This window comes from bacterium (assembly GCA_028821235.1).
Taxonomy (GTDB): domain Bacteria; phylum Actinomycetota; class Acidimicrobiia; order Spongiisociales; family Spongiisociaceae; genus Spongiisocius.
The window spans coordinates 107,438-126,826 of sequence record JAPPGV010000089.1; the positions used below are offsets into that span (position 1 = coordinate 107,438).

16 protein-coding genes and 1 riboswitch are annotated in these 19,389 nt (G+C 67.2%); of the genes, 2 read left to right on the forward strand and 14 right to left on the reverse strand.

The features are described 5' to 3' along the window. Positions 1–4: 4 nt before the first annotated feature. The 14 genes from OXK16_10505 to OXK16_10570 form a co-directional block, all read right to left on the reverse strand. A complete protein-coding gene (locus OXK16_10505) occupies positions 5–439 on the reverse strand; it encodes a VOC family protein (protein ID MDE0376380.1) in 435 nt (144 codons plus the stop codon). After that, on the reverse strand, positions 439–1,422 hold the full coding sequence (locus tag OXK16_10510) for an LLM class flavin-dependent oxidoreductase (GenBank protein ID MDE0376381.1): 984 nt from the start codon (positions 1,420–1,422) through the stop codon (positions 439–441). The genes OXK16_10505 and OXK16_10510 overlap by 1 nt, the downstream gene beginning before the upstream one ends. A gap of 4 nt (positions 1,423–1,426) precedes the next feature. Further along, positions 1,427–2,518: a M20/M25/M40 family metallo-hydrolase gene (locus OXK16_10515; GenBank protein MDE0376382.1), complete on the reverse strand. Its 1,092-nt coding sequence runs from the start codon at positions 2,516–2,518 to the stop codon at positions 1,427–1,429. Then, positions 2,515–3,723: a CoA transferase gene (locus OXK16_10520; GenBank protein MDE0376383.1), complete on the reverse strand. Its 1,209-nt coding sequence runs from the start codon at positions 3,721–3,723 to the stop codon at positions 2,515–2,517. The genes OXK16_10515 and OXK16_10520 overlap by 4 nt, the downstream gene beginning before the upstream one ends. Then, positions 3,720–5,312, reverse strand: a complete 1,593-nt coding sequence (locus OXK16_10525; GenBank protein MDE0376384.1) for a methylmalonyl-CoA mutase family protein — start codon at positions 5,310–5,312, stop codon at positions 3,720–3,722. Before OXK16_10525 ends, OXK16_10520 begins: the two co-directional genes overlap by 4 nt. Then, positions 5,309–5,713, reverse strand: coding sequence for a cobalamin-dependent protein (locus OXK16_10530; GenBank protein MDE0376385.1), 405 nt, complete (start codon positions 5,711–5,713; stop codon positions 5,309–5,311). The genes OXK16_10525 and OXK16_10530 overlap by 4 nt, the downstream gene beginning before the upstream one ends. Next, entirely contained in the window at positions 5,710–6,672 is a 963-nt protein-coding gene (locus OXK16_10535) for a hypothetical protein (protein MDE0376386.1), read from the reverse strand. The genes OXK16_10530 and OXK16_10535 overlap by 4 nt, the downstream gene beginning before the upstream one ends. After that, positions 6,669–7,859 (reverse strand): M20/M25/M40 family metallo-hydrolase, encoded by a 1,191-nt coding sequence (locus OXK16_10540; protein ID MDE0376387.1) that lies wholly within the window; start codon positions 7,857–7,859, stop codon positions 6,669–6,671. The genes OXK16_10535 and OXK16_10540 overlap by 4 nt, the downstream gene beginning before the upstream one ends. Positions 7,860–7,892: 33 nt before the next feature. Beyond that, positions 7,893–8,753 (reverse strand): sulfurtransferase, encoded by an 861-nt coding sequence (locus OXK16_10545; GenBank protein MDE0376388.1) that lies wholly within the window; start codon positions 8,751–8,753, stop codon positions 7,893–7,895. A 103-nt stretch (positions 8,754–8,856) separates the two neighbouring features. Next, positions 8,857–10,374 carry an aldehyde dehydrogenase family protein gene (locus tag OXK16_10550; GenBank protein MDE0376389.1) on the reverse strand — a complete coding sequence of 506 codons (1,518 nt, stop codon included), beginning with the start codon at positions 10,372–10,374 and terminating at the stop codon, positions 8,857–8,859. An 18-nt stretch (positions 10,375–10,392) separates the two neighbouring features. Continuing rightward, entirely contained in the window at positions 10,393–11,418 is a 1,026-nt protein-coding gene (locus OXK16_10555) for an alcohol dehydrogenase catalytic domain-containing protein (protein MDE0376390.1), read from the reverse strand. Between the two features lie 539 nt (positions 11,419–11,957). Then, positions 11,958–12,479: an OsmC family protein gene (locus OXK16_10560; protein ID MDE0376391.1), complete on the reverse strand. Its 522-nt coding sequence runs from the start codon at positions 12,477–12,479 to the stop codon at positions 11,958–11,960. Positions 12,480–12,760: 281 nt separating this feature from the next. After that, a riboswitch (SAM riboswitch) is annotated at positions 12,761–12,843 on the reverse strand. A gap of 122 nt (positions 12,844–12,965) precedes the next feature. Next, positions 12,966–14,573, reverse strand: a complete 1,608-nt coding sequence (locus tag OXK16_10565; protein ID MDE0376392.1) for an iron ABC transporter permease — start codon at positions 14,571–14,573, stop codon at positions 12,966–12,968. Then, positions 14,548–15,549, reverse strand: a complete 1,002-nt coding sequence (locus OXK16_10570; protein MDE0376393.1) for an iron ABC transporter substrate-binding protein — start codon at positions 15,547–15,549, stop codon at positions 14,548–14,550. Before OXK16_10570 ends, OXK16_10565 begins: the two co-directional genes overlap by 26 nt. Before the next feature lie 838 nt (positions 15,550–16,387). Between OXK16_10570 and OXK16_10575 the strand changes: the two genes are divergently transcribed. Beyond that, complete coding sequence (locus OXK16_10575) at positions 16,388–16,729, forward strand: hypothetical protein (GenBank protein ID MDE0376394.1); 342 nt, start codon at positions 16,388–16,390, stop codon at positions 16,727–16,729. A 331-nt stretch (positions 16,730–17,060) separates the two neighbouring features. Then, positions 17,061–19,382 (forward strand): D-alanyl-D-alanine carboxypeptidase, encoded by a 2,322-nt coding sequence (locus tag OXK16_10580; protein MDE0376395.1) that lies wholly within the window; start codon positions 17,061–17,063, stop codon positions 19,380–19,382. Positions 19,383–19,389 lie beyond the last annotated feature (7 nt).

Below are 19,389 nucleotides of genomic sequence, written 5' to 3' on the forward strand. Positions count from 1 at the left end.
GGGACTAGCCATCTGGCGTTTCCACTAGTTCCACGAGCAGGCCGTCGAACTCGCGGGGGTGGACGAATGCGATCATCGTGCCCATCCCGCCGGGACGGGGCTGCTCGTCGATGAGTTGAACGCCCACGCTGGCGAGCCGCCGGAGGCATTCCCCGATGTCCTCCACCTCGAAGGCGATGTGGTGGAGAGCGGAGCCGCGCTTGTCTACGAACTTGCCTACGACCCCGGGGCCGGTCGCTTCGAGGGTCTGGACGAAGCCGTCCCCGACCGGGAGCATCCTCTCGGTGAATCCCGGTCCGTCCTCCTCGTGGCAGACCGGAACGCCCAGCAGCTCAGCGAACCGTTCGTGTGGCGCAGACGTCGGGGTGTGCGCGAAGGCGACATGGTGGATCCTGAGCAGCGGCGGCCACCACGGGGAAGGGGTCGGTTCCTGGACCATTACAGGCGGGAGAAGACCCTGGAGAACGCCTCGACGGTCTCCCGGCGCCGGGAACCGAGCGGGAACACCGTCACCGAATCCACTCCCAGGTCGGCCAGGGTCCGGAGGTGGGCCATCGCTTGGTCGCTGTCGCCGGCGAAGGCCATCTTCTCGACGAATTCCCGGGGCATGATCGAAGCCGCGGCGAGTGCCTCCTGGAACTCGCCTCCTGCATACCGAGCCTTGACGTCGGCCGAGATGGCGGGGTCCAGACCGGCCAACTCGCAGTAGACCGGCGCGGTCTGGGGGAACCAGGCGGCGATCGAGCGGGCCGCCTGCAGGGCGCCGGCGGGATCGTCGTCGTCTATCGCTCCGTAGCCGAAGACGGACACGTGGGGGCGGGACCGGCCTGCTCGCTCGGCGCCCCGGTCGATGTGCTCCAACCCGTAGGCGACCCCGTCCCGGAACAGGCCGCCCAGGAAGATGACCCCGTCGGCGATCTCGCCGGCCAACTCCAGGGTCTTGGGTCCGCTCGCCGAGATGAACACCGGGATCCGGTATGAGGCTTCGAACCGAAGGTGGGCGTCGTCCATAGTGAACCCAGCCCCTTCGTAGGTGACGTGTTCGCCGGCAAGGAGCCGGCGGATAACCTCGATCGACTGGCGCATCTCCAGGAGCCGGGCGGGCCGCAGGCCGAGGGAGCGGAGCGGGCGATCGCCCGCTCCGATACCGAGGACCGTCCTTCCCGGCGCCAACTCCTCGAGGCTGGCTGCATTGACGGCCACGATGCCGGGATGGCGGGTCTGCGGGTTGGTCACCGCGGTTCCCAGCACCATGCGGGTGGTCAACCTCGCCGCCAGCGTCAGGTGCATGTAGGGGTTTCGGGTGTGGAGGGAGGAGTCGGTGAGCCAGAGGTAGTCGTACCCGCACCGGTCGACTACCCGGACCATGTCCTCGAATACGTGGGGAGGGTAACGACCCTGTAGGGCTACACCGGTCTGCATACGGTCATCCTGCCTTCCTGTCGTAGCGGAGGATGGTATCGGCCAGCGCGGCGAGTCCGGTTCCGATCGGTTCGGTCTCGATCCACTCCCCGGGTGTGTGCTCGCCGGATCCGAACGTGATGCCGATGGTGACCGCCGGAATGCCGGCCGCGTAGGCGGCGTTGGCGTCAGTGCTGGCTGCGACGTGCGCCGCATCGATCCCGACCGCGGCCAGGGCGGCGTCGGCGGCCGCCACCAGAGGATGCGTCTCCGGGATCGACCCGGCAGGCCGCTTGCCCAGTTCCTGGTAGGTCGCCGCCAGCTGTGACTCGGCCTCCACCACGCGGCGCGCCGAGGCATCGAGGTGGTCAAGGACCTCCGGGTCGGCGGAGCGGATGTCGACCCGCAGCGCTGCGCGGCGGGCACGAGCGTTGATCGACTCGCCCCCCTCGATGTGTCCTACGTTGAGCGAGCACCGGGCTCGGGACCTGGCGTCCGGCAGGAGATGTTCCAGGCCCACGATGATCCTCGCCAGGTCGTGGATGGCGCTGGGCGCGTCAGCAGCCTCCCAGGCGTGCCCTCCCGGACCCTCGAGTTCGACCAGCCGGCGGACCGACCCGACACCCACCGTCGCCACCCGTCCGAGGTAGTTGCCCTCCAGCGCGATGAACGCGCTCATCCCGGCCGGAGGATGCTCCACGAGGTGGAGTGCTCCGGCGAGGTTGCCTAGGCCCTCCTCGCCGGTGGTGGCCGCTATCCACACCGGCCGCGACAGGTCCTCCGGCAGGAGGCGGTCGAGCAGTGACAGGGCAGCGATGGCCACGGTGTTATCACCGACCCCGACACCATGGAGACGGCCGTCCCGCTGCTCGGTCCCATGGGGGATGTCCCGGCCGAAAACCGTGTCGAGGTGGGCGGCCACGAACGTTGCCGGACCTTCTCCCGCACGGAGTCGGGCGACAACGTTTCCCGCCCGGTCGACCTGCGGCCGTAGCCCGTCCGCGCGCCACCACCGTTCTACGACGGTTACCCGGTCGGCCTCGTCAAGAGGAGGCCCGGGGACTGCTGCCAGCTCGACGGTCCGTGCGAGGATGACCGCGGCTGCATCTTCGGTCATCCCGGCTCGGCCGCCATCCCGCTTGCGAAGAGCGCATCGATGTAGGCGGGCTCCATACCGGCCTCGAGCAGTGACTCCCGCGTGTGCTGGCCGAGGAGGGGCGCAGGCCGGGGGATCGGCAAGGGTTCACGGTCGATCCGGAGCGGCAGGCCGATCGCAGGGTAGGGGCCCGCCGTGTCGTGCTCCAGCGTCTGTACCGAGCCGAGTGCCCGAGCCTGGGACCCGTCCAGTACCCCGCCGATGTCGTTGATACGGTCCGCCGGTACCTGAGCCTCTGCGAACAGGGTCAGCCACTCGGCTACGTCCTTCCGGGTGGTGATCGACTCGATCTCGGCGGTCAGTTCGTCACGAGCCGCCACCCGGGAGGCGTTGTCGGCGAAGCGAGGGTCTTCTACCAGGTGCGATGCGCCGAGCGTCTCGCAGAAGCGGCGCCAGATTGCCTCCGATCCGGCGCCGGCGGCCACGAAGTGCCCGTCGCGGGCGCGGAATGCTCCGTAAGGGGCGAAGGTGGGGGAGTGGCTGCCCAGCAGGCCGGGCACCTCGCCGTTCACGAGGTACGGCGTCGCTACCGTGGCCAGCGCGGCCAGCGAGAACTCGAGCAGCGAGGTGGAGACCTGGCGCCCGAGGCCGGTTCGTTCCCGCTCGGCCAGCGCGGCGAGCACCCCGACCACGCAGGCGAGCCCAGCTCCGATGTCGGTGACCGGGACGCCGATCTTGGCGGGCCCGGTCGCTTCATGCCCCGTGACGCTCATCAGGCCGCCGGAGGCCTGGAGAATGAGATCGAACCCACCCTTCCCGGCGTCGGGACCCACGTCTCCGAAGCCGGAGACCGACCCGTAGACCAGGGAGGGAAACCGGGCGTGGACCGCGGGGTAGTCGAGCCCGTACTTGGCGAGGCTTCCGGGCCGTCCGTTTTCCAGCAGGACATCCGCGGAGGCCAGGAGCCCATCCATCGCGGGGCGGGCATCCTCTGCTCGGAAGTCGAGAGCGACGCTCTTCTTGGCGCTGTTGAGGGTCATGAACAGCACCGATTGGTCCCCCACGCGCGCGGTTCCCTGGTTCCGGTAGGGGTCTCCACCGGCCGGGCCCTCGATCTTGAGAACCTCCGCGCCCAGGGTCGCCAGAATGAAGGAGGCATACGCTCCCGAGACGAACCTGGTCAGATCGACAACTCGGATGCCGTCCAGCATGCCGTTGCCGGTCACCAGGGACTCGGTTCCCGGAACTCTCCGTACTCGTTCCTCATCATGTCGCTCATCTCGCCGAGCGTCCCTCCGGCCCTCGCGCAGTCCATGATCGGGGGCATGACGTTGGTTCCGGTGCGCAAGGCCTCGCGCAGGGCCGCGAGCGTCGTCCTGGCTGCAGACTCGTCACGGGTGGCCCTTCTTCGTTCCGTGCGAGCGATCTGGAGTTCCCCGATCTTGGGATCCAGGGTGAACAGCCGCGGCTCGTGTTGTGCCAGCGCGTCGTCCACGTAGCGGTTCACGCCCACCCGGACCCTCGATCCGTCGGCGATCTCCCGCTCCGTCCGGTAGGCCTCAGCGGCTATCCACCGCTGGGGTGTACCCGACTCGAGCGCCGCGACCGCTCCCCCCAGTTCCTCCACGGCGGCCATGATCTCGCGAGCCCGGCGTTCCACCTCGCTGGTGAGCCATTCGACGTAGTAGGAGCCCGCCAGGGCGTCGACCGTGTCGGCGACCCCGGACTCGTGTGCCACGATCTGCTGTGTCCTCAGGGAGAGCGTGACGGCCTCCTCGGTGGGAAGCTCGTAGGCCTCGTCATAGCCCATCACGTGTACGGACTGGGCGCCGCCCAGCACCGCGCCCAGGCACTGGATGGTCGAGCGGATGATGTTGTTGAGAGGCTGCGCGGCGGTGAGGGTGGTACCCGAGTTACCGGAGAAGAAGCGGAGCCGTGCGGAGCGGGGATCCTTGGCGCCGAAGCGGGTAGTGGCCGTGTCGTACCAGAGTCGCCGGGCCGCCCTCAGCTTGGCGACCTCCTCGAACAGGTTCATCGTGGTGGCGAAGTGGAAGGAGAACCGGGGCGCGAAGGAGTCGAAGGACAATCCTCGGGCCAGCAGTTCCTCCGCATATGCGATGGCGGATGACATGGTCAGGCCCAGTTCCTGGACGGCATTGCATCCGGCCTCTCTGGCGTGGTACCCGGTTATGGAGATCGGGTTGAACCGGGGCAGGTGTTCGGACGACCATTCCACGATGTCCGCCACGAGCCGCATCGATGCGGCCGGAGGGAAGATGAACGCCTTGCGGGCCAGGAACTCCTTGAGCAGGTCGTTCTGGAGCGTCCCCGAGAGGTCCGCGTAGGACGCGCCCTGGCGCTCGGCCGTCACCAGGTAGAACGCCAGGATGATCGGCGCCGTGGCATTGATGGTGAAGTTCACCGAGAGCTTGTCGAGGGGCAGACCGTCGAACAACGCGGCCATGTCGTCGGCGGTATCGACAGCCACCCCCACCCGGCCGACTTCGGCGCGGGCCATGGGATGCGACGAGTCGTAGCCGAGCTGGGTGGGCAGGTCGAAGGCCACCGAGAGCGCCGTCTGGCCCTGTTCCAGCAGGAAGCGGAAGCGGTCGTTGGCGTCCTCGGCGCTGCCGTACCCTGCGAACTGGCGCATCGTCCACAGGCGCCCGCGGTACATCGTCTCGTACGGGCCCCTGGTGAAGGGAGGGTGGCCGGGGAGGCCCAGATGGTCCCCGGGCCGGAACCCCCCGACATCGTCCTGCGTGTATAGGGGAGCGACCGGGATGCCCGAGTCGGTACGGCGATCGCCGGTCATGGCGCGACGCCGGCGGAGGCCTCACGGAACATCCCGTTCACCACCTCATCCAGGGGGGATCCGACCGGGAACACTCGGGAGATCCCGATCCCCCGCAGCGCGTCGGCGTCCGCTTCGGGAATGGTCCCGCCGATGACGATCGGAACGCCAGCGATTCCGGCCTTGCCTCGTTCCTCCACCAGTTGGCGGCCCAGGGCGAGGTGGGCTCCGGACAGCACCGAAATGCCGATCACGTCGGCGCTCTCCTCGATCGCCGCGGTGATGATCTGCTCCGGTGATTGCCTGAGGCCGAGAAAGATCACTTCGGCGCCGGCATCCCGGAGGGCCATCGCGATGACCTTCACGCCGCGGTCGTGGCCGTCGAGACCGGGCTTGGCCAGGAGGATCCGGGGCCTTTTCACTCCGTCAACTCCCCGTCGCTGATCACCACCTCGCCGTCGATCTCGAGGGTGGCGGCCGCCATCACGCAGTCGAGATGGGCGGTTGCGTCGACCGTCCCTCCGTAGGCGATGGAGTTGCCGAGGGCTATGTGGGCCGTCCCCAGCGCCGACTCGGTCTCCATGGGGACCCCGCAGATGGTTCCGAGCGGGTTTAGGCCCATGGAGACCTCGGCGAGGTTGCTCATCCGGTCGTCGTCACATCGAGCGATCATCTCGAGGAGCCGGTTCCGGTGGGTGCCCTCCACACCCACCATCCGTCCGTCCTCAAAGTGCATCACGACCGGCTCGGGAAGGGGTCCTCTGCCCATGAAGAGCAGGTCGCCGTCGATCACGGCAACTCCGGAGGTGGTTTCCTCGACCGGCGCGGTGCCGGCCTCGATGTCGGGTGGCGCCATGTACTGGCCGTCGGCCCGGGCGATCCCGTCCAGCACGCGTCCGGCCCTGTTCTCGATCGAGCCTCGCAGATCGGTCCCGGCGGGGCTGGTGAGCCTGAACCCGGACCCGCGATCCCAAGCGGTTCCCACCTTGACGGCGACGGCACGCTGGGAGTCGAAGTCGACCGTCAGGGGGCCTCCGGAGCGGAATGTGCCCAACTCGACGCCGGGCATCGCCAGGTACCTGACCCCGGCCGCCGAGGCGCGCTGACGGGCCCGGCTCGATCCGATGAACAGGCTGGTCAGCTCGATGGCGGCGCCGGCCGATAGGAGGGCGGCGGCCACCGCCGCGGGTGGCTCGGCACCCGGAATGAAGGGCATCCGCATGGCGGCAATGACAGGGACGGCCCTCCGGGACGACACCCCATCCACGAGCCCGGCCACGACCTGCGCGTCCGTGCCCTCGTCGGTCAGCAGCAGAACCTCCTCACCCGGCCGTATTCGCAGGCACGAGTCGAGCACGGTGTCGAAACCCGGGTACTTCATGCCGAGAGAGCCAATGCTGCGAACGCGGCGTAAACCTTGGCGGCGTCGTGTATGTCGGGGACGGAGAGGTTCTCGTCGGCCGCGTAGACGGGTTCCCCACCCGGACCGAAGATCACCGTCTCGACCAGCGGCCCGAAGCTGGAGGTGTCGCCCAGCCAGCCCTCGACCCGCAGCGACGGCTCCTGTCCCGGCCGCGCCGCCCGGACAGCCTCCATCATCAGGGTCACCACATCGGACTCCCGATCCACGAGATGGCCGGGCTTCTCGTCGGCGAGCACCACCTCGGCTCTGAACCGGGGGTCCCTTTCCGCCGCTGCGGCCAGGGCACGGTCGATCTCGGCCCGGACTGTCGCCTTGCTGACACCCGGCTGGGGCCGGCAGTCGACCCGGATCACGCACTCGTCGGGGATCATGGACGGGCCGCCCGGGGGTAACCCGCCGTAGATCCGGCCGGGGGACATGAACGTCTCGCTGCCGAACATCTCCGCCACCCAGGGCTCCAGTTGAGGCTCCAGCCGGGAGGCGTCCAACTCGATGACCGCCAGCGCGGCCAGGTAGTTGGCGTTCACGGCGTCGTACTTGTGGCAGGTGTGGGCGGAGCGTCCGTAGACATGGATGTCGAAGTAGTACCGGCCCCGATGGCCCAGGCAGATAGTGCTCTCGCTCAACTCTCCCAGAACGCACAGGTCGGCCGGGTGGGCCTCGAAGTATGCGATCGACCCCCGCTGGTCCCCCATGTGGTCCGACACCGCCGCGAAGGCGGCTGTCCCGGAGAGCGGGAGGCCGGCCTTCCTGAGTCCTGCCAGCGCCGCGATCTGGCAGGCCAGGGCCCCCTTCATGTCCATGATCCCGTGGCCGTACACGCGGTCGTTGACGAAGTCGCCCGAGTACGGTTCGGCAACCGTCCAGCCATGCGAGACCGGCTTGGTGTCGAGGTGGCCGGTGAGCACCACCCTCCGGCCCGGACCGAACGAGAGCTCCCCGATCGCGTTGGGCCGGTTGGCCAGGACGGGCTGGAGTTTCACCTTCTCGAACCCGAGATCCCCGAGCGTGCCGGCGATGAACGCCGCCAGGGGTCCCTCCTCGCCCAGGACGCTCGGGATGCGCGACACCTCCCGGCAGAGCTCGACGGCCAGATCGAGGTCCACTGATTTGATCGCCGTCCGCGCTATCGCGTCAGCGCCCACCCGTCTCCTCTCTCGCCGGCAGACCGCTTCGGATCATCCGGACGACGGGTCTTCGAGTGGCAAGGAAGGGTCATTCGCCCACTCGCCCATCGAGGCGTCGTAGATCGAAACCTGCTCGACACCGAGGAGGGAAAGAGCGAAGGCCGTGCTGGCGGCGGAGATGCCGCCTCCGCAGTAGGCGATCTTCCGGCTGGACCCGGTCTCGAGTGCGGGGGCGGCCCGGCTTCGCAGTTCGTCGATGCCTGCATAGGCGTGGGTGTCGTGATCGACGAGGGAACCGGCCGGTACGTTGACGGCGGTCGGGATGTGGCCGCGACGCTGGTAGAACTGAATCGTTCCGTTGTAGTGGGCCGCCGGCAGGGCGTCGACTATGGCGACGTCTTCGTCCTCGATAGCAGCGAGCACCTCCTCCTTTCCGACGAAAGTGCCCGGTCGGGGCCGGACAGTGAATGCGGCCCTCGGATGCCGCGGCGCAGGATCACTGGTTACACGCCGGCCCTCCGACTTCCAGCGCCTAAGCCCGCCATCGAGGACCCCGGCCTCGTCGAAGCCCATGGAGTGGAGCATCCACCACACCCTGGTGGCCCACATGTTGATGTCGAAGTCGTACAGGACGACCCTCGTTCCCTCGCCGACGCCGACCGACTCCATGACGGACACGAACTGATCGGTGGACGGCATCATGAACAGGGCTTCCGCGGTCTGGTCGGCCAGTTCGGTCATGAGATCGACATGGACACTTCCCGGTATGTGCTCCCGATCCCATCTGGGCCTGCCGCTCTCGATGTTGAGCACGCCGCCCGGCCTCTCGAAGACCACCGAGCAGTCGAGGATGCGTAGATCGGAGGCCGACCTGTTCTCTTCTAGCCAGCCTGGTTGTACGAGCTTCTCCACCCCGAGCCTCCTTGTCCGCGGTCGTCCGGAACGATAGATGATCACCCTGTCGGGTGTCCGCGCGTACTCAGCCCGCCGAGCCAACCGGCGGCGCGGCCTCGGGTCAGCGCGAGATGCCCTGTCCCTGGGTCGGGATCACCGCCTCCGTGTCTATCCAGATCGACTTGGGCTGGAGGTACGCGTCCAGCGCCTCCTCGCCCAGTTCACGTCCCCCGAAGCCCGACATCTTCTGGCCGCCGAACGGAACGGCGACGTCGAACATGCCGTAGGTGTTGATCCACACCGTGCCGGCGCGCACCGCGTTTGCGAACTTCAGCGCCTTGTTGACGTCGGATGTCCACACCCCGGCCGCGAGTCCATAGCTTACGTCGTTGGCCAGCGAGATGAGTTCGTCCCAATCGGAGAACCGCAGGATCGACACCACGGGTCCGAAGATCTCCTCCTGGGCCACTGTCATGTCGTTGGTCACCCGGTCGATCACCGTCGGCTCCAGGAAGTACCCGCCCTCTAGACCCTCCACGTTGGCGTCCCGCCCGCCCGCCACGACGTCGGCGCCTTCGTCGCCGGCGACGGTGACGAATCCTCTCACCGTCTCCCGGTGGGACGCCGAGACCAGCGGGCCCATCTGGGAGTCGGGGTTCAGACCCTGGCCGAGGCGCACGCCCTTGGCCTTCTCGGTCAGTTCCTCGGCGAACTCGTCGGCGATCGAGTCCTCCACGAACAGCCGGGATCCGGCCACGCAGGCCTGGCCCTGGTTGAAGAACGCTCCTCCGAACGCGCCCGCCATGGCGGCTTCCCGGTGGGCGTCCGCGAAGACCACGTTGGGGTTCTTCCCACCCAGCTCCAGCGAAACACGTTTGAGGGAGGGAATGGCCTGCCTGAGGATCTCCTGGCCGGTACTGGTCTGACCGGTGAAGGCCACCTTGTCGATCCCCGGATGGGACACGAGCGCTCCTCCGACCTCGGGACCGGGACCGGTCACGATGTTGATCACTCCCGGCGGGATCCCGGCCTCGTTCACCAGTTCCGCGAAGCGCAGTGTGGTGAGCGGCGTCCAGGTGGCAGGTTTCCCGACGACGGTGCAGCCGGCTGCCAGCGCCGGTCCGAGCTTGTAGATGATCTCGAGCAGCGGGAAGTTCCAGGGTGCTATGGCCGCCACGACGCCGATCGGCTCCCGCTTGCGAATGCTGACCAACCCGGGAATGCTGTTCGGGAGCAGGTCACCGTGGATCTTGGTGGCCCAACCCGCGTAGTAGCGGAGGATCTCGATCGACAGGGCGATGTCGACCAACTCCGCCTCCCACAGGGGCTTTCCGTTGTCGAGAACCTCGAGCACGGCGAACTCGTCCTTGTGCTCGTCCAGCAGGTCGCCCAGACCCCAGATGAGCCGCTGGCGCTCCGTGGGCGCCATGTCGCGCCAACCGTTCTCGAAGGCATGCGCCGCCGCCTCCACGGCCTGGTCGACCTGGTCCGGGCCGGCGACCGGTATCTCGGCCAGTACTTCGCCGGTGGCGGGGTCGGTCGTCTCGAAAGTATCGACTCCGTCCACCCATTCGCCGCCGATGAAGAGGCGCTTGGGTCGGGTCAGGAAGTCGAGGCTGGGGCGTTCTATCACGGTCATGTTCCGGTTGCTCCCCTCTCAGGCCAGGGTGAGGATCTGGCGGCCGAGCACCCGCCGTTGCCTCAGGTTCTCCAGTGCTTCGCCCGCTCCGTCGAGCGGGTAGGTGGCGGCAACCGGTACCGAGATGTGCCCGCCCGCGGCCAGGCGGATGGCGTCGGCCAGGTCGCGGACCGTGGCGGCGACGGTTGAGACCCAGACGGTCTCGGGCAGGATGAACTCGATCGGATGTACCTCCAGCGACTCGCCGGTGTACCCGGTGGAAACGAACCGACCGTGCTTGGCCAGGGAGCGGAGGCCGGCCAGCATGGTCTTGGTCGTTCCGACCAGCTCGAAGAAGAGGTCGGTGCCACGGCCTCCCGTCAACTCACGGATCCGGTCGGGCAGGTCTTCGTAGCCCGCGGCGTCCGGCACTACGACCCCTCCGGAGGCGCCGTACGACTTGGCCATCTCCAGCTTGTCCTCGGTATCGGCGACGGCGAGGACCCGGGCGCCGGCCAGGACGGCGACCTGGAGGACCATCGAGCCGACCCCGCCGATACCGTTCACCACGGCCGTCTCACCGACGCTCATGTTCGAGAGATGGGCGGCGTGGACCGCGGTCATACCGGCACATGCCAGGACGGAGGCGGTTCCGAAGTCCACGTTGTCGGGAAGCGCCACCAGGTTGCGGGCCGGAGCGGTGATGTACTCCGCATACCCTCCGTCCAGGTTGAAGCCGAACTGCCCGGGCTCGTTGTCGCAGATGTTCTGGCGACCGACCAGGCACTGCTCGCACGCGCCGCAGAAGATCTTGTTGTAGACAGCCACCCGGTCGCCGACCGACACGGTCGATCCGTAGCCGACCTCGACCACGACTCCGGCCGCCTCATGTCCCACGGTCATCGGGTACTCGTCAGGCTGGATCATCCCTTCGAGAACATGCAGATCGGTGGCGCACACCCCCGCCGCATGGAGCCGGACCAAGGCCTCGCCGGGTCCCGGAGATCGTCTCTCCACATCGTTCACGTTCAGGCTCAGGTCTTCGTGAACCTGCGCGGCCTTCATCGTTGGCATTCTGCTGACCTCCGTACGTGCTGCTGACGTGAGTCCTGTACCGCGCCCCGGACCTGCCGTCCAGGCCGATCGCGCGATCGCTCGGCCACTGCCTCGACCACCTAAGTTAGCTGCATACGGGCGCAGCCTGCGACCGGTTGCCGGCCCTTCCTCCTACCGATCCTGGTCCGGGCAATCGAGGTCTCCCACAACACCATTCGAGGGAGGACGGAGTGTTCGCACGATTGCAGATAGATCACCGATTTCCGGCTACTGGCTATTCCCGAAGGCCGCTAACCCGTCCGTGGGTCGTCAATCCCGCGAACACGACCGATCAGTCTCTGTGCAAGACGAGGTCGATGGTTCCGGCGCCGGCTAGTCGGGCAGGATCGTGCTCCACAGCGCATGCAAGGGAGTCCGGCATCGAGGCGAAGTCGACGAAGAGGGTGACCCGGGGTTGATCGGCGCGGGGACCCGCTCCGGATCCGGTGGTCCCCGACTGTGCGGGGAATCCAGGAAGCCGGTGCGGGTCCGACGCGATGATCAGTCGATCAGGCCAGTTCTATGTTCAGCGGTACCGGGTTACTCAGCGTGTGTCCGACCGGGGAGCTGTTGACGACCTTGTCGTGGAGGGCGGCAAGCTGCTCCTCCGTGGCATCGGAGTCCAGGTGGACCTTCACCGACAGGCCTCCGTAGCCGGCGTGGCCGGGCTTCAGACCCAGGAAGGTATGCAGGTCCAGATCGCCGCTGACTTCGATCTTGAGGTCGTTGATCTCCACTCCGGCCGCCGTAGCGTTGGCGGCGTATCCGACCGCCAAGCAATTGCCGAGCGCTCCGAGCACCTGCTCCGCCGGATTGGGGGCGGTGTCGGTGCCGCCGAGTCCGGCCGGCTCGTCGGAGGGGATCGGGTCAAAGTCCCGGATCGAGACCTCTGAGCGGAAGGCGCCCGTCCAGTTCACGGTGGCCTGCCATTCGGTCTGGCCCTGCTCCGGGTCGTCCGCCACGGCGGCGACCAGGGCGCCGACCGCCTGCAGGTCTACGTCGTTGAGTTGCTGTTCGGTCTTGGTAGTCATGGATGTCCTTTCGTAGTCGTACCCGTCCGGGTGCGCGTTGCACTCCGGATGGGCATATTCCTGACGCCGGATCTTGCTCTCGGGTGCTGGCGATCAGCGGGACAGGCCGAGCCGTCCCGGGCTTCTCACCCGAGAGCACGAACACGCGTGCATGGCGCAAACGGGGAAGGCGCGGGCCGGCATCAGGCCGAAGGGGGTTCCGTGAAGGGACATGGTCAGCAGTTCTCCTTTGTCGTTACGCGCTCCGTAGTGAGCGCCGACAGCGGAGTCCGCCGCAGGCTGTCTCATCGATCAGGCATTGGCACCGAACGGATCGGTTGCCGCGGTTTCGTAGGGCCTGTCCCTCCACCGCTCTTGATAAGCGCGTTGTTGGTGCGGAATGTTTGCATCCGGCCCTGCTGGTGTCAAGGTGGGAGCCGGGCCTGTTCCGAAAGTCATGTCAAGATGCCGAGGACACCAAGGTTGCAGTGCTCCGGAGACCGGTCGTCACACCTTCAGCTCGCGGCGAAGCATGAACATCCAGGTGAGGAGTCCCGACAGCGCGATGAGGACCAACGAGGTGATGCCGACCTCGGCGAAGAACCCGTCCTCCGCTGCGCTCCATATCAGTGTGGCCAGCGTCTCGAACCCGATCGGGGCGAGGAGCAGCGTGGCCGGCAGTTCCTTGAGCGTGGACAGCAGGACCAGGCCTCCTCCTGTTACCAGACCGGGCGTCACCAGCGGTAGGTCGATGGCGAAGAGACGGCGGCGGGCGGATACCCCGAGAGTGCGGGCGGCGTCTTCGTAGCGCGAGGGCACGTCCCTTATCGCCGCCTGGGTTGCCCTCATCGACTGGGCGCCGAAGTGCAGCACGTAGGCCAGCACGAGCAAGGGGAACGTCTGGTACAGCGCCGCCAGCGGGCCGGGCGCCCGGATGGCCCAGAAGACGATCGCCAGTGCGACCACCAGCCCGGGCAGGGCGAAGACAGAGGTCACTGAAGCGGCGGCCGAACTCGACACCCAGTTTCTACGCCTCGCGGCCGCGTAGGCCACGGGTAGCGTGACGGCCACTGCGCACAGCCCGGCGACAACCGAGGCGACAGCCGAGTTGAGGATGGGCCGGACGAGAAAGCCGAGCCCGTCCCCGATGCCCGAATAGCCGACCCCGACCGTGGTCGAGCCCCGGATCACCCAGAGCATGAACACCGCGACGGGGGCCACCAGAGCCACGCCGACCACCCCGCCGGCGAGCACTGCGGCCGGGGCCGCCGACCTGCGGAGCCGGTACCGCACCTGCTCCCTCCCGATTCCCGTGCCGGGTTGCCGGTCAGGTGAGGCTGCCCGCTCGATCAGCGCCACGATCAGCGCCAGGACGGCGAGCACCAGCCCGAGTGTCAGGGAAGTGGCTCGGTCGAACAGGCGGGACGAGAAGATGGCCCTCGCGATGGTGTCGTAGCGCATCAGCGCCACCGCACCGAAGTCGCTCAGCCCGTAGAGGAACACCAGCATGGTTCCGGCCGCCACCGTGTCGCGGATGTTCGGCAGGACTACCCGGATCAACGTACGTCCGGGGCGGCTGCCCAGGAGCCGCGCCGCTTCCTCCTGCGTGGCGACCGTGGTGGAGAGACGCGCCAGGACGGGGAGGTAGACGTAGGGATAGCTGAGCGCTGTCAGGACGATTAACGCTCCCCAGAACCCTTCGATCCTGGGGATGAAAGGCACCAGTCCTCCCCGACCGAAGGCCGACAGCAAGGCGGTGGCGCCCACGAAAGAGGGGATGACCAGCGGTAGCGGCAGCACCACCCGCCAGAACCGCCGCGCCACCAGGTCCGTGCGGGCTACGAGCCAGGCAAGCGTGGTTCCGAGGATCATGCAAGACACGGCGGTAGCCGAGGCGATCAGCAGCGAGTTGCGCAGTGGCCGCAGGGTGCGCTCGCCGAGGACGGTCGTCCAGAAGTCCCCCCCGAGGTGCAGGGTTTCCCACGCCAGGTAGCCGATGGGGAAGAGGAAGAGTAGGCCCGATAGCGCCACCGCCACCAGGAGACCGGGGTGGCGGCTCCGGCGCCGGGCTATGGCCGGAGCCGAGGTGTCAGAAGGACTCGAGCCCGCTTTCATCGATCAGTTCCTTAGTCCGCTCCAGCCCGCCTCCGAGCCGATCGAAATCGTAGGTGGCGACACCCAAGCTCGGAAGAGGGGGCAGTACGGAGGATGGTGCCACACCGGCCGCCAGTGGGTACTCGAAAGCCTGCTCGCTGAGGAAACGCTGGGCCTCCTCGCTGAGCATGAACTCCACGAGTTGATCGGCTAGTTCGGGGACATCGGTGGTGGAGAGCACCCCGATCGCCGTGACGATCAGTAGGGAGCCGATGTCGCGGTCGGGGAAGTAGTAGTTCTCCGAGGCGACGCCCGGATCCTCGGCCTTGGCGCGAAGGTTGTAGTAGTGGTTGACGAGGCCCATCGGGACATCACCCCGGCCCACGGCCTGGACGATCGAGGTGTTGTTGGCGTAGGCGCGGGCGTCGTTGGCCTCCAACGCCTTGAGCCACTCCAGAGCCACTCCATCGCCGTGGACCTCCCGCATGGCTGTCACGAAGTCCTGGAACGAGCCGTTGGCGGGCGCCACCCCGACTCGTCCGCGGAATCGCTCGTCGGTCAAATCGAAGACCGAGGCGGGAAGCTCGGCGGGATCCACGAGATCGCGGTTGTAGACGATGACGCGGACCCGGCCCGACATCCCCACCCAGAGACCTCCGGCATTCCGGAACTCCCCAGGGACCGCCTGGAGAGCGTACTGGTCGATGGGCCGGAGGTGGCCCTCCCCGGCCAGGAAACCCACCGCGCCCGGGCTCTGGGAGATGAACACGTCGGCCGGGTTCCGATCCCCTTCCTGGTCGATGAGCAGCGCCAGGTCGGCCGACTCTCCGTACCGGACCACGACCTCGATGCCGGTAGCTTCGGTGAAGTCCTCGAGGATCGGCCCGATCAGGTTCTCGGTACGCCCCGAGTACACCGTAACCTTCTCGTCCCCACCCCCACAGGAGACCCCCACCAATCCAAGGACCATCACCACCGCCGCGACTGCAGATCTCACGTGCGTCCCTTCTGTATTCGGGGCTACTCAAGCGCAGGCGACTCACCACCTCGATGTGAGAGTAGGTAGACTATAGGATGACTGTCAAGTAACCCGATGAAAGAATATTCGGGCACCCTAATCACATATACTCTGAATTGAAGTCGGGCCTTTTGGCCTAGTGGCCGCTGGTCAAGGCGACGTGCTTCGGACGTTCCACGATCGCTCGCGGTGTAACCGTTCGGTGCCGCTATCCGGATACCGGGCGGTTACGAATCCGTAGCTTACGAGTGGCTACTCGCTCCACCGGATCAGATCCTCCCGCGCGACTGACCCAGGGCCGAGTACAGCCCGGTAGGGTCCGGCTTGTGTTCGATGTTTCCGAGTACCGGGGTACAGCTTGGCTGTCCGTACTCTCTCAAGGCGGCGGCTGGTCGGTCGGGGACGGGCTTCTCCCATGATCGGATGGATACTGGGGATCGTGGTGGGGCTGTGGATACTTGTTCTGCTCGGGGTGATGCTGCTGGGCGCATGGACAATGATCCAGAAGTGGCGCAGCAAGAAGCAGCAGTGAGGGGCTGATCGCCGACTCTTCCTGGAGTTCCAGGTCCGGACGACAGGGACGCCGAGGGGACAGGGAAACGCCGAGGGCCTGCCGGGTGAGGCCGTGGGGCGCAAGAAGACGAAGATCGTGCGGATCGACGGCCTCCGCAGCCCGTGTCACGAGTACCCGAGCAGCTGCTCCGAGACCTGCTGGAGCTGACTCGCGGTCGCTCGTCGTCTGGTACCGGAAGCGATCGCTGTGCCTTGGAACCCCGTTAGGCTGCGATGCCACTGCCTGACATCACCGGAGCCGGATGTGACTACGACATTGTCGGAGGAGATTGCCGCCTGGGACGGCAAATCCGCCGCCGTGTTGCAGTCGACATATGAGCGCCATAGCGCAGAAGAGGGTTTTGTTGCGACGATCCTGGCGCATATTTCAGATGTCGAATTGCAGCGGGCGGCGACCTGGCTGCTGAAGAAGTACCTCGAGGTGGGGAACTCGCTATCCGTTGCCGGTTGCCGTGCGGTCCTCGGAATGCTGTCGGGGCAGGAGCATTGGGAAGCCAAGCTGCACATCCTCCAGTGCCTGCCCTATCTGGACATTTCCGAGGACGACAGCGTCGGTGTCGGAGCAGTTCCTGGATGCCTGTCTTGAGAGCGAGCGCAAGTTCGTCAGGGCGTGGGCCTATAACGGATTCAACGAACTGGCGCTTCACTTCCCGCGGTACCGGGACGAGGTGGACCGCATGCTTGCCCGGGCCGGCGAATCCGAATCTGCGTCGGTTCGGGCGAGGATTCGCAACATACGGAAAGGGCGCTGACCTGTCCGACCGGCCCACTTATCCCTATTCACAGCTGCTTGCGTCGGCATCGGTGGTCACCAACGACCGGTGCTCGACGGAAGAACGGACCCTGGATGAGCTGCAGGAAGTCCGCTCGTCACGATGCCGACTCACCCCGGATCCGGCTATGCGCGGGGCAGGGGGATGAAGGGTCTGGACGGAACTTCCCGGGCCCTCCGGAGAAACCGGCATGGACGGGCCGGAGGCCTGGGCGCCGTCACGTTGCTGCTGGCCGTCACCCTGGTGGTACCGCCTGGTGCCGCGTACGGCGCCTCCCCGGATGGATCAGCACCGCTCGCGCAGGCGGAGAGGGATCGGTTGGCGAGGGAGTTCGCGGCCGTGCTCAACCTGCGGGAAGCTCCCGACTCGATGTGCCTCTCGGTGATGCTGGATGGTGATCCGATCTTCGAATCGCGGTCCGGTACCGCCTTCACCCCCGCGTCCTTGATGAAGGTGGCCACTGCCGCGGCTGCCTTCGAGGTGATGAGCCCGGACGAGGTCTTCACCACGGAAGTGTTTGTCCGGACCGAGGACCTCGAGTCGATCACCGACGGCGTCCTGACGGGCGACGTGTACCTCGTCGGTCAGGGCGACCCGGTGCTGTCCACGCCCCGCTTCATCAACCGCTACGAGGTGCCGGTGGCCCACACCGACATCACGGGCCTGGCCAACCAGGTGATGGACGCCCTATCCGCCCATGGCGTCAGGAGGATCGAGGGCCGGATCGTGGGAGACGAGTCGTGGTATCCCGACAAGGAGCGCGACTACTCCGGGGAGGTTATCGCCGGCGAGACGGACCCGGTGTGGAGACGCTCCTTCGTGACCGCCAACCACTCCGGACCGCTGTCGGCCCTGCTCCTCAACAGCGGGTTCTCGCGGTATTCCAGCTCGGTATTCTCCGCGGGCCGCCGCCAGAGCGTGCGGGCGGCGCAGCCCGCGCAGCACGCCGCTTCGGTATTCGACGACTTCCTCGAGGCGCGACGGATGGTGATCACGCGGCGGCCGGTGGCGGGCGTGGCGCCGGCTCCGAGCGAGCGGACCATGCTCGGGGCGGTCGAATCCCCGCCTCTGTCCGAGATCGTGGCTCGCATGCTGACCCGTTCCGACAACACCATCGCCGAGATGCTGCTGAAGGAGATCGGCCGCCGGGGCGGGGGCTCGGACCGCGCCTCTGCGGTGGCCGATGTTCAGACCATCCTCCGGGACAAGTTGGGGCGGGCGGCGGACGGGTTGCTGATCGCCGATGGCTCGGGCCTGTCCTACTCCAACCGCCTCACCTGCGGCGCGGTCGCCGGACTGCTGGAGGAGGCCGGCCCCGGTTCGCCGCTGGTGGAGGGTCTGGCCGTGGCGGGCGAGACGGGCACTCTGAGAAACTGCCACCCCGTCCGGTCTAGGGGAAACCAGGACCAGCTCCTTACCGTCAAGGGCAAGACGGGCTCGCTGGACCATGTGATCTCCCTGGCGGGGACGGCTGTGGCGGCCGGCGGCGAGGCGATCACGTTCTCGATGATCGCGAACCAGCCAAACATCATCCTCCTCGGATCCTGCAACCGTCTCCGCAGGACGCTCCTGAACGCCGCCGCCAACTACACGTACGGTCCCGCCGGGCCGGGTATTCCTGTCCATGCGGGAGATCGCGCCGCGCTCGTGGCGTTGTTCAACGACACGGGCGGGGAGGGCTGGTTCAACGCGTGGAGCTGGAAGACCGGCGCGCACCCGAGCAGGTGGCACGGTGTGGCCACCGACTCCGAGGGAAGGGTCACCGGGATCGACCTGAGCGGCCCGTTCGGTAACGGCTTGACGGGATCGATACCGGAGGAGATCGGCCGGTTGAGCGAGCTCGTCCGGCTCGATCTTTCCGGCAACGACCTGTGCGTGCCCCGGTCCATCGTAGACAGCTTGCCGAGCACCGGGGTCGGGACCTGTCCCGTGTTCGTCGACGCGATGGGGAACACTCATGAGGCGGCGCTGGAAGCCCTGGCCGGAAGGGGGATCCTGGACGGCACCGAGTGCGCGGACGGCATCTGTCCGAACGAGCCGATCAAGCGATGGACCATGGCGGTGTGGCTGGTTCGGGCGCGCGACGGCCGCGAGCCATCTGCGGTCTCCACGTCGTCGTTCGCCGACGTGGACACGGATGCGTGGTGGCTTCCCTACGTGGAGCGGCTGTCGGAACTCCGCATCACCGCAGGATACGCGCTCCAGCCGCTACGTTTCTGCCCTGACCGCCCGGTAACACGGGACGAGATGGCGTCGTTCCTGGTGCGCGCCTTCGACCTCGAAGACGCCCCTCCAGCAGGATTCGGCGATACCGGTGGAAGCGTCCACCGGGCAGCCATCGACGCCCTATGGGCCGCCAGAGTCACGGCCGGATGCCAGGCGAACCCGCCGCTCTACTGCCCCGCCCAAGCGGTCACCCGAGCCGAGATGGCGACGTTCCTCGCCCGATCTCTCGGCCTCGGCTGAGCACCCG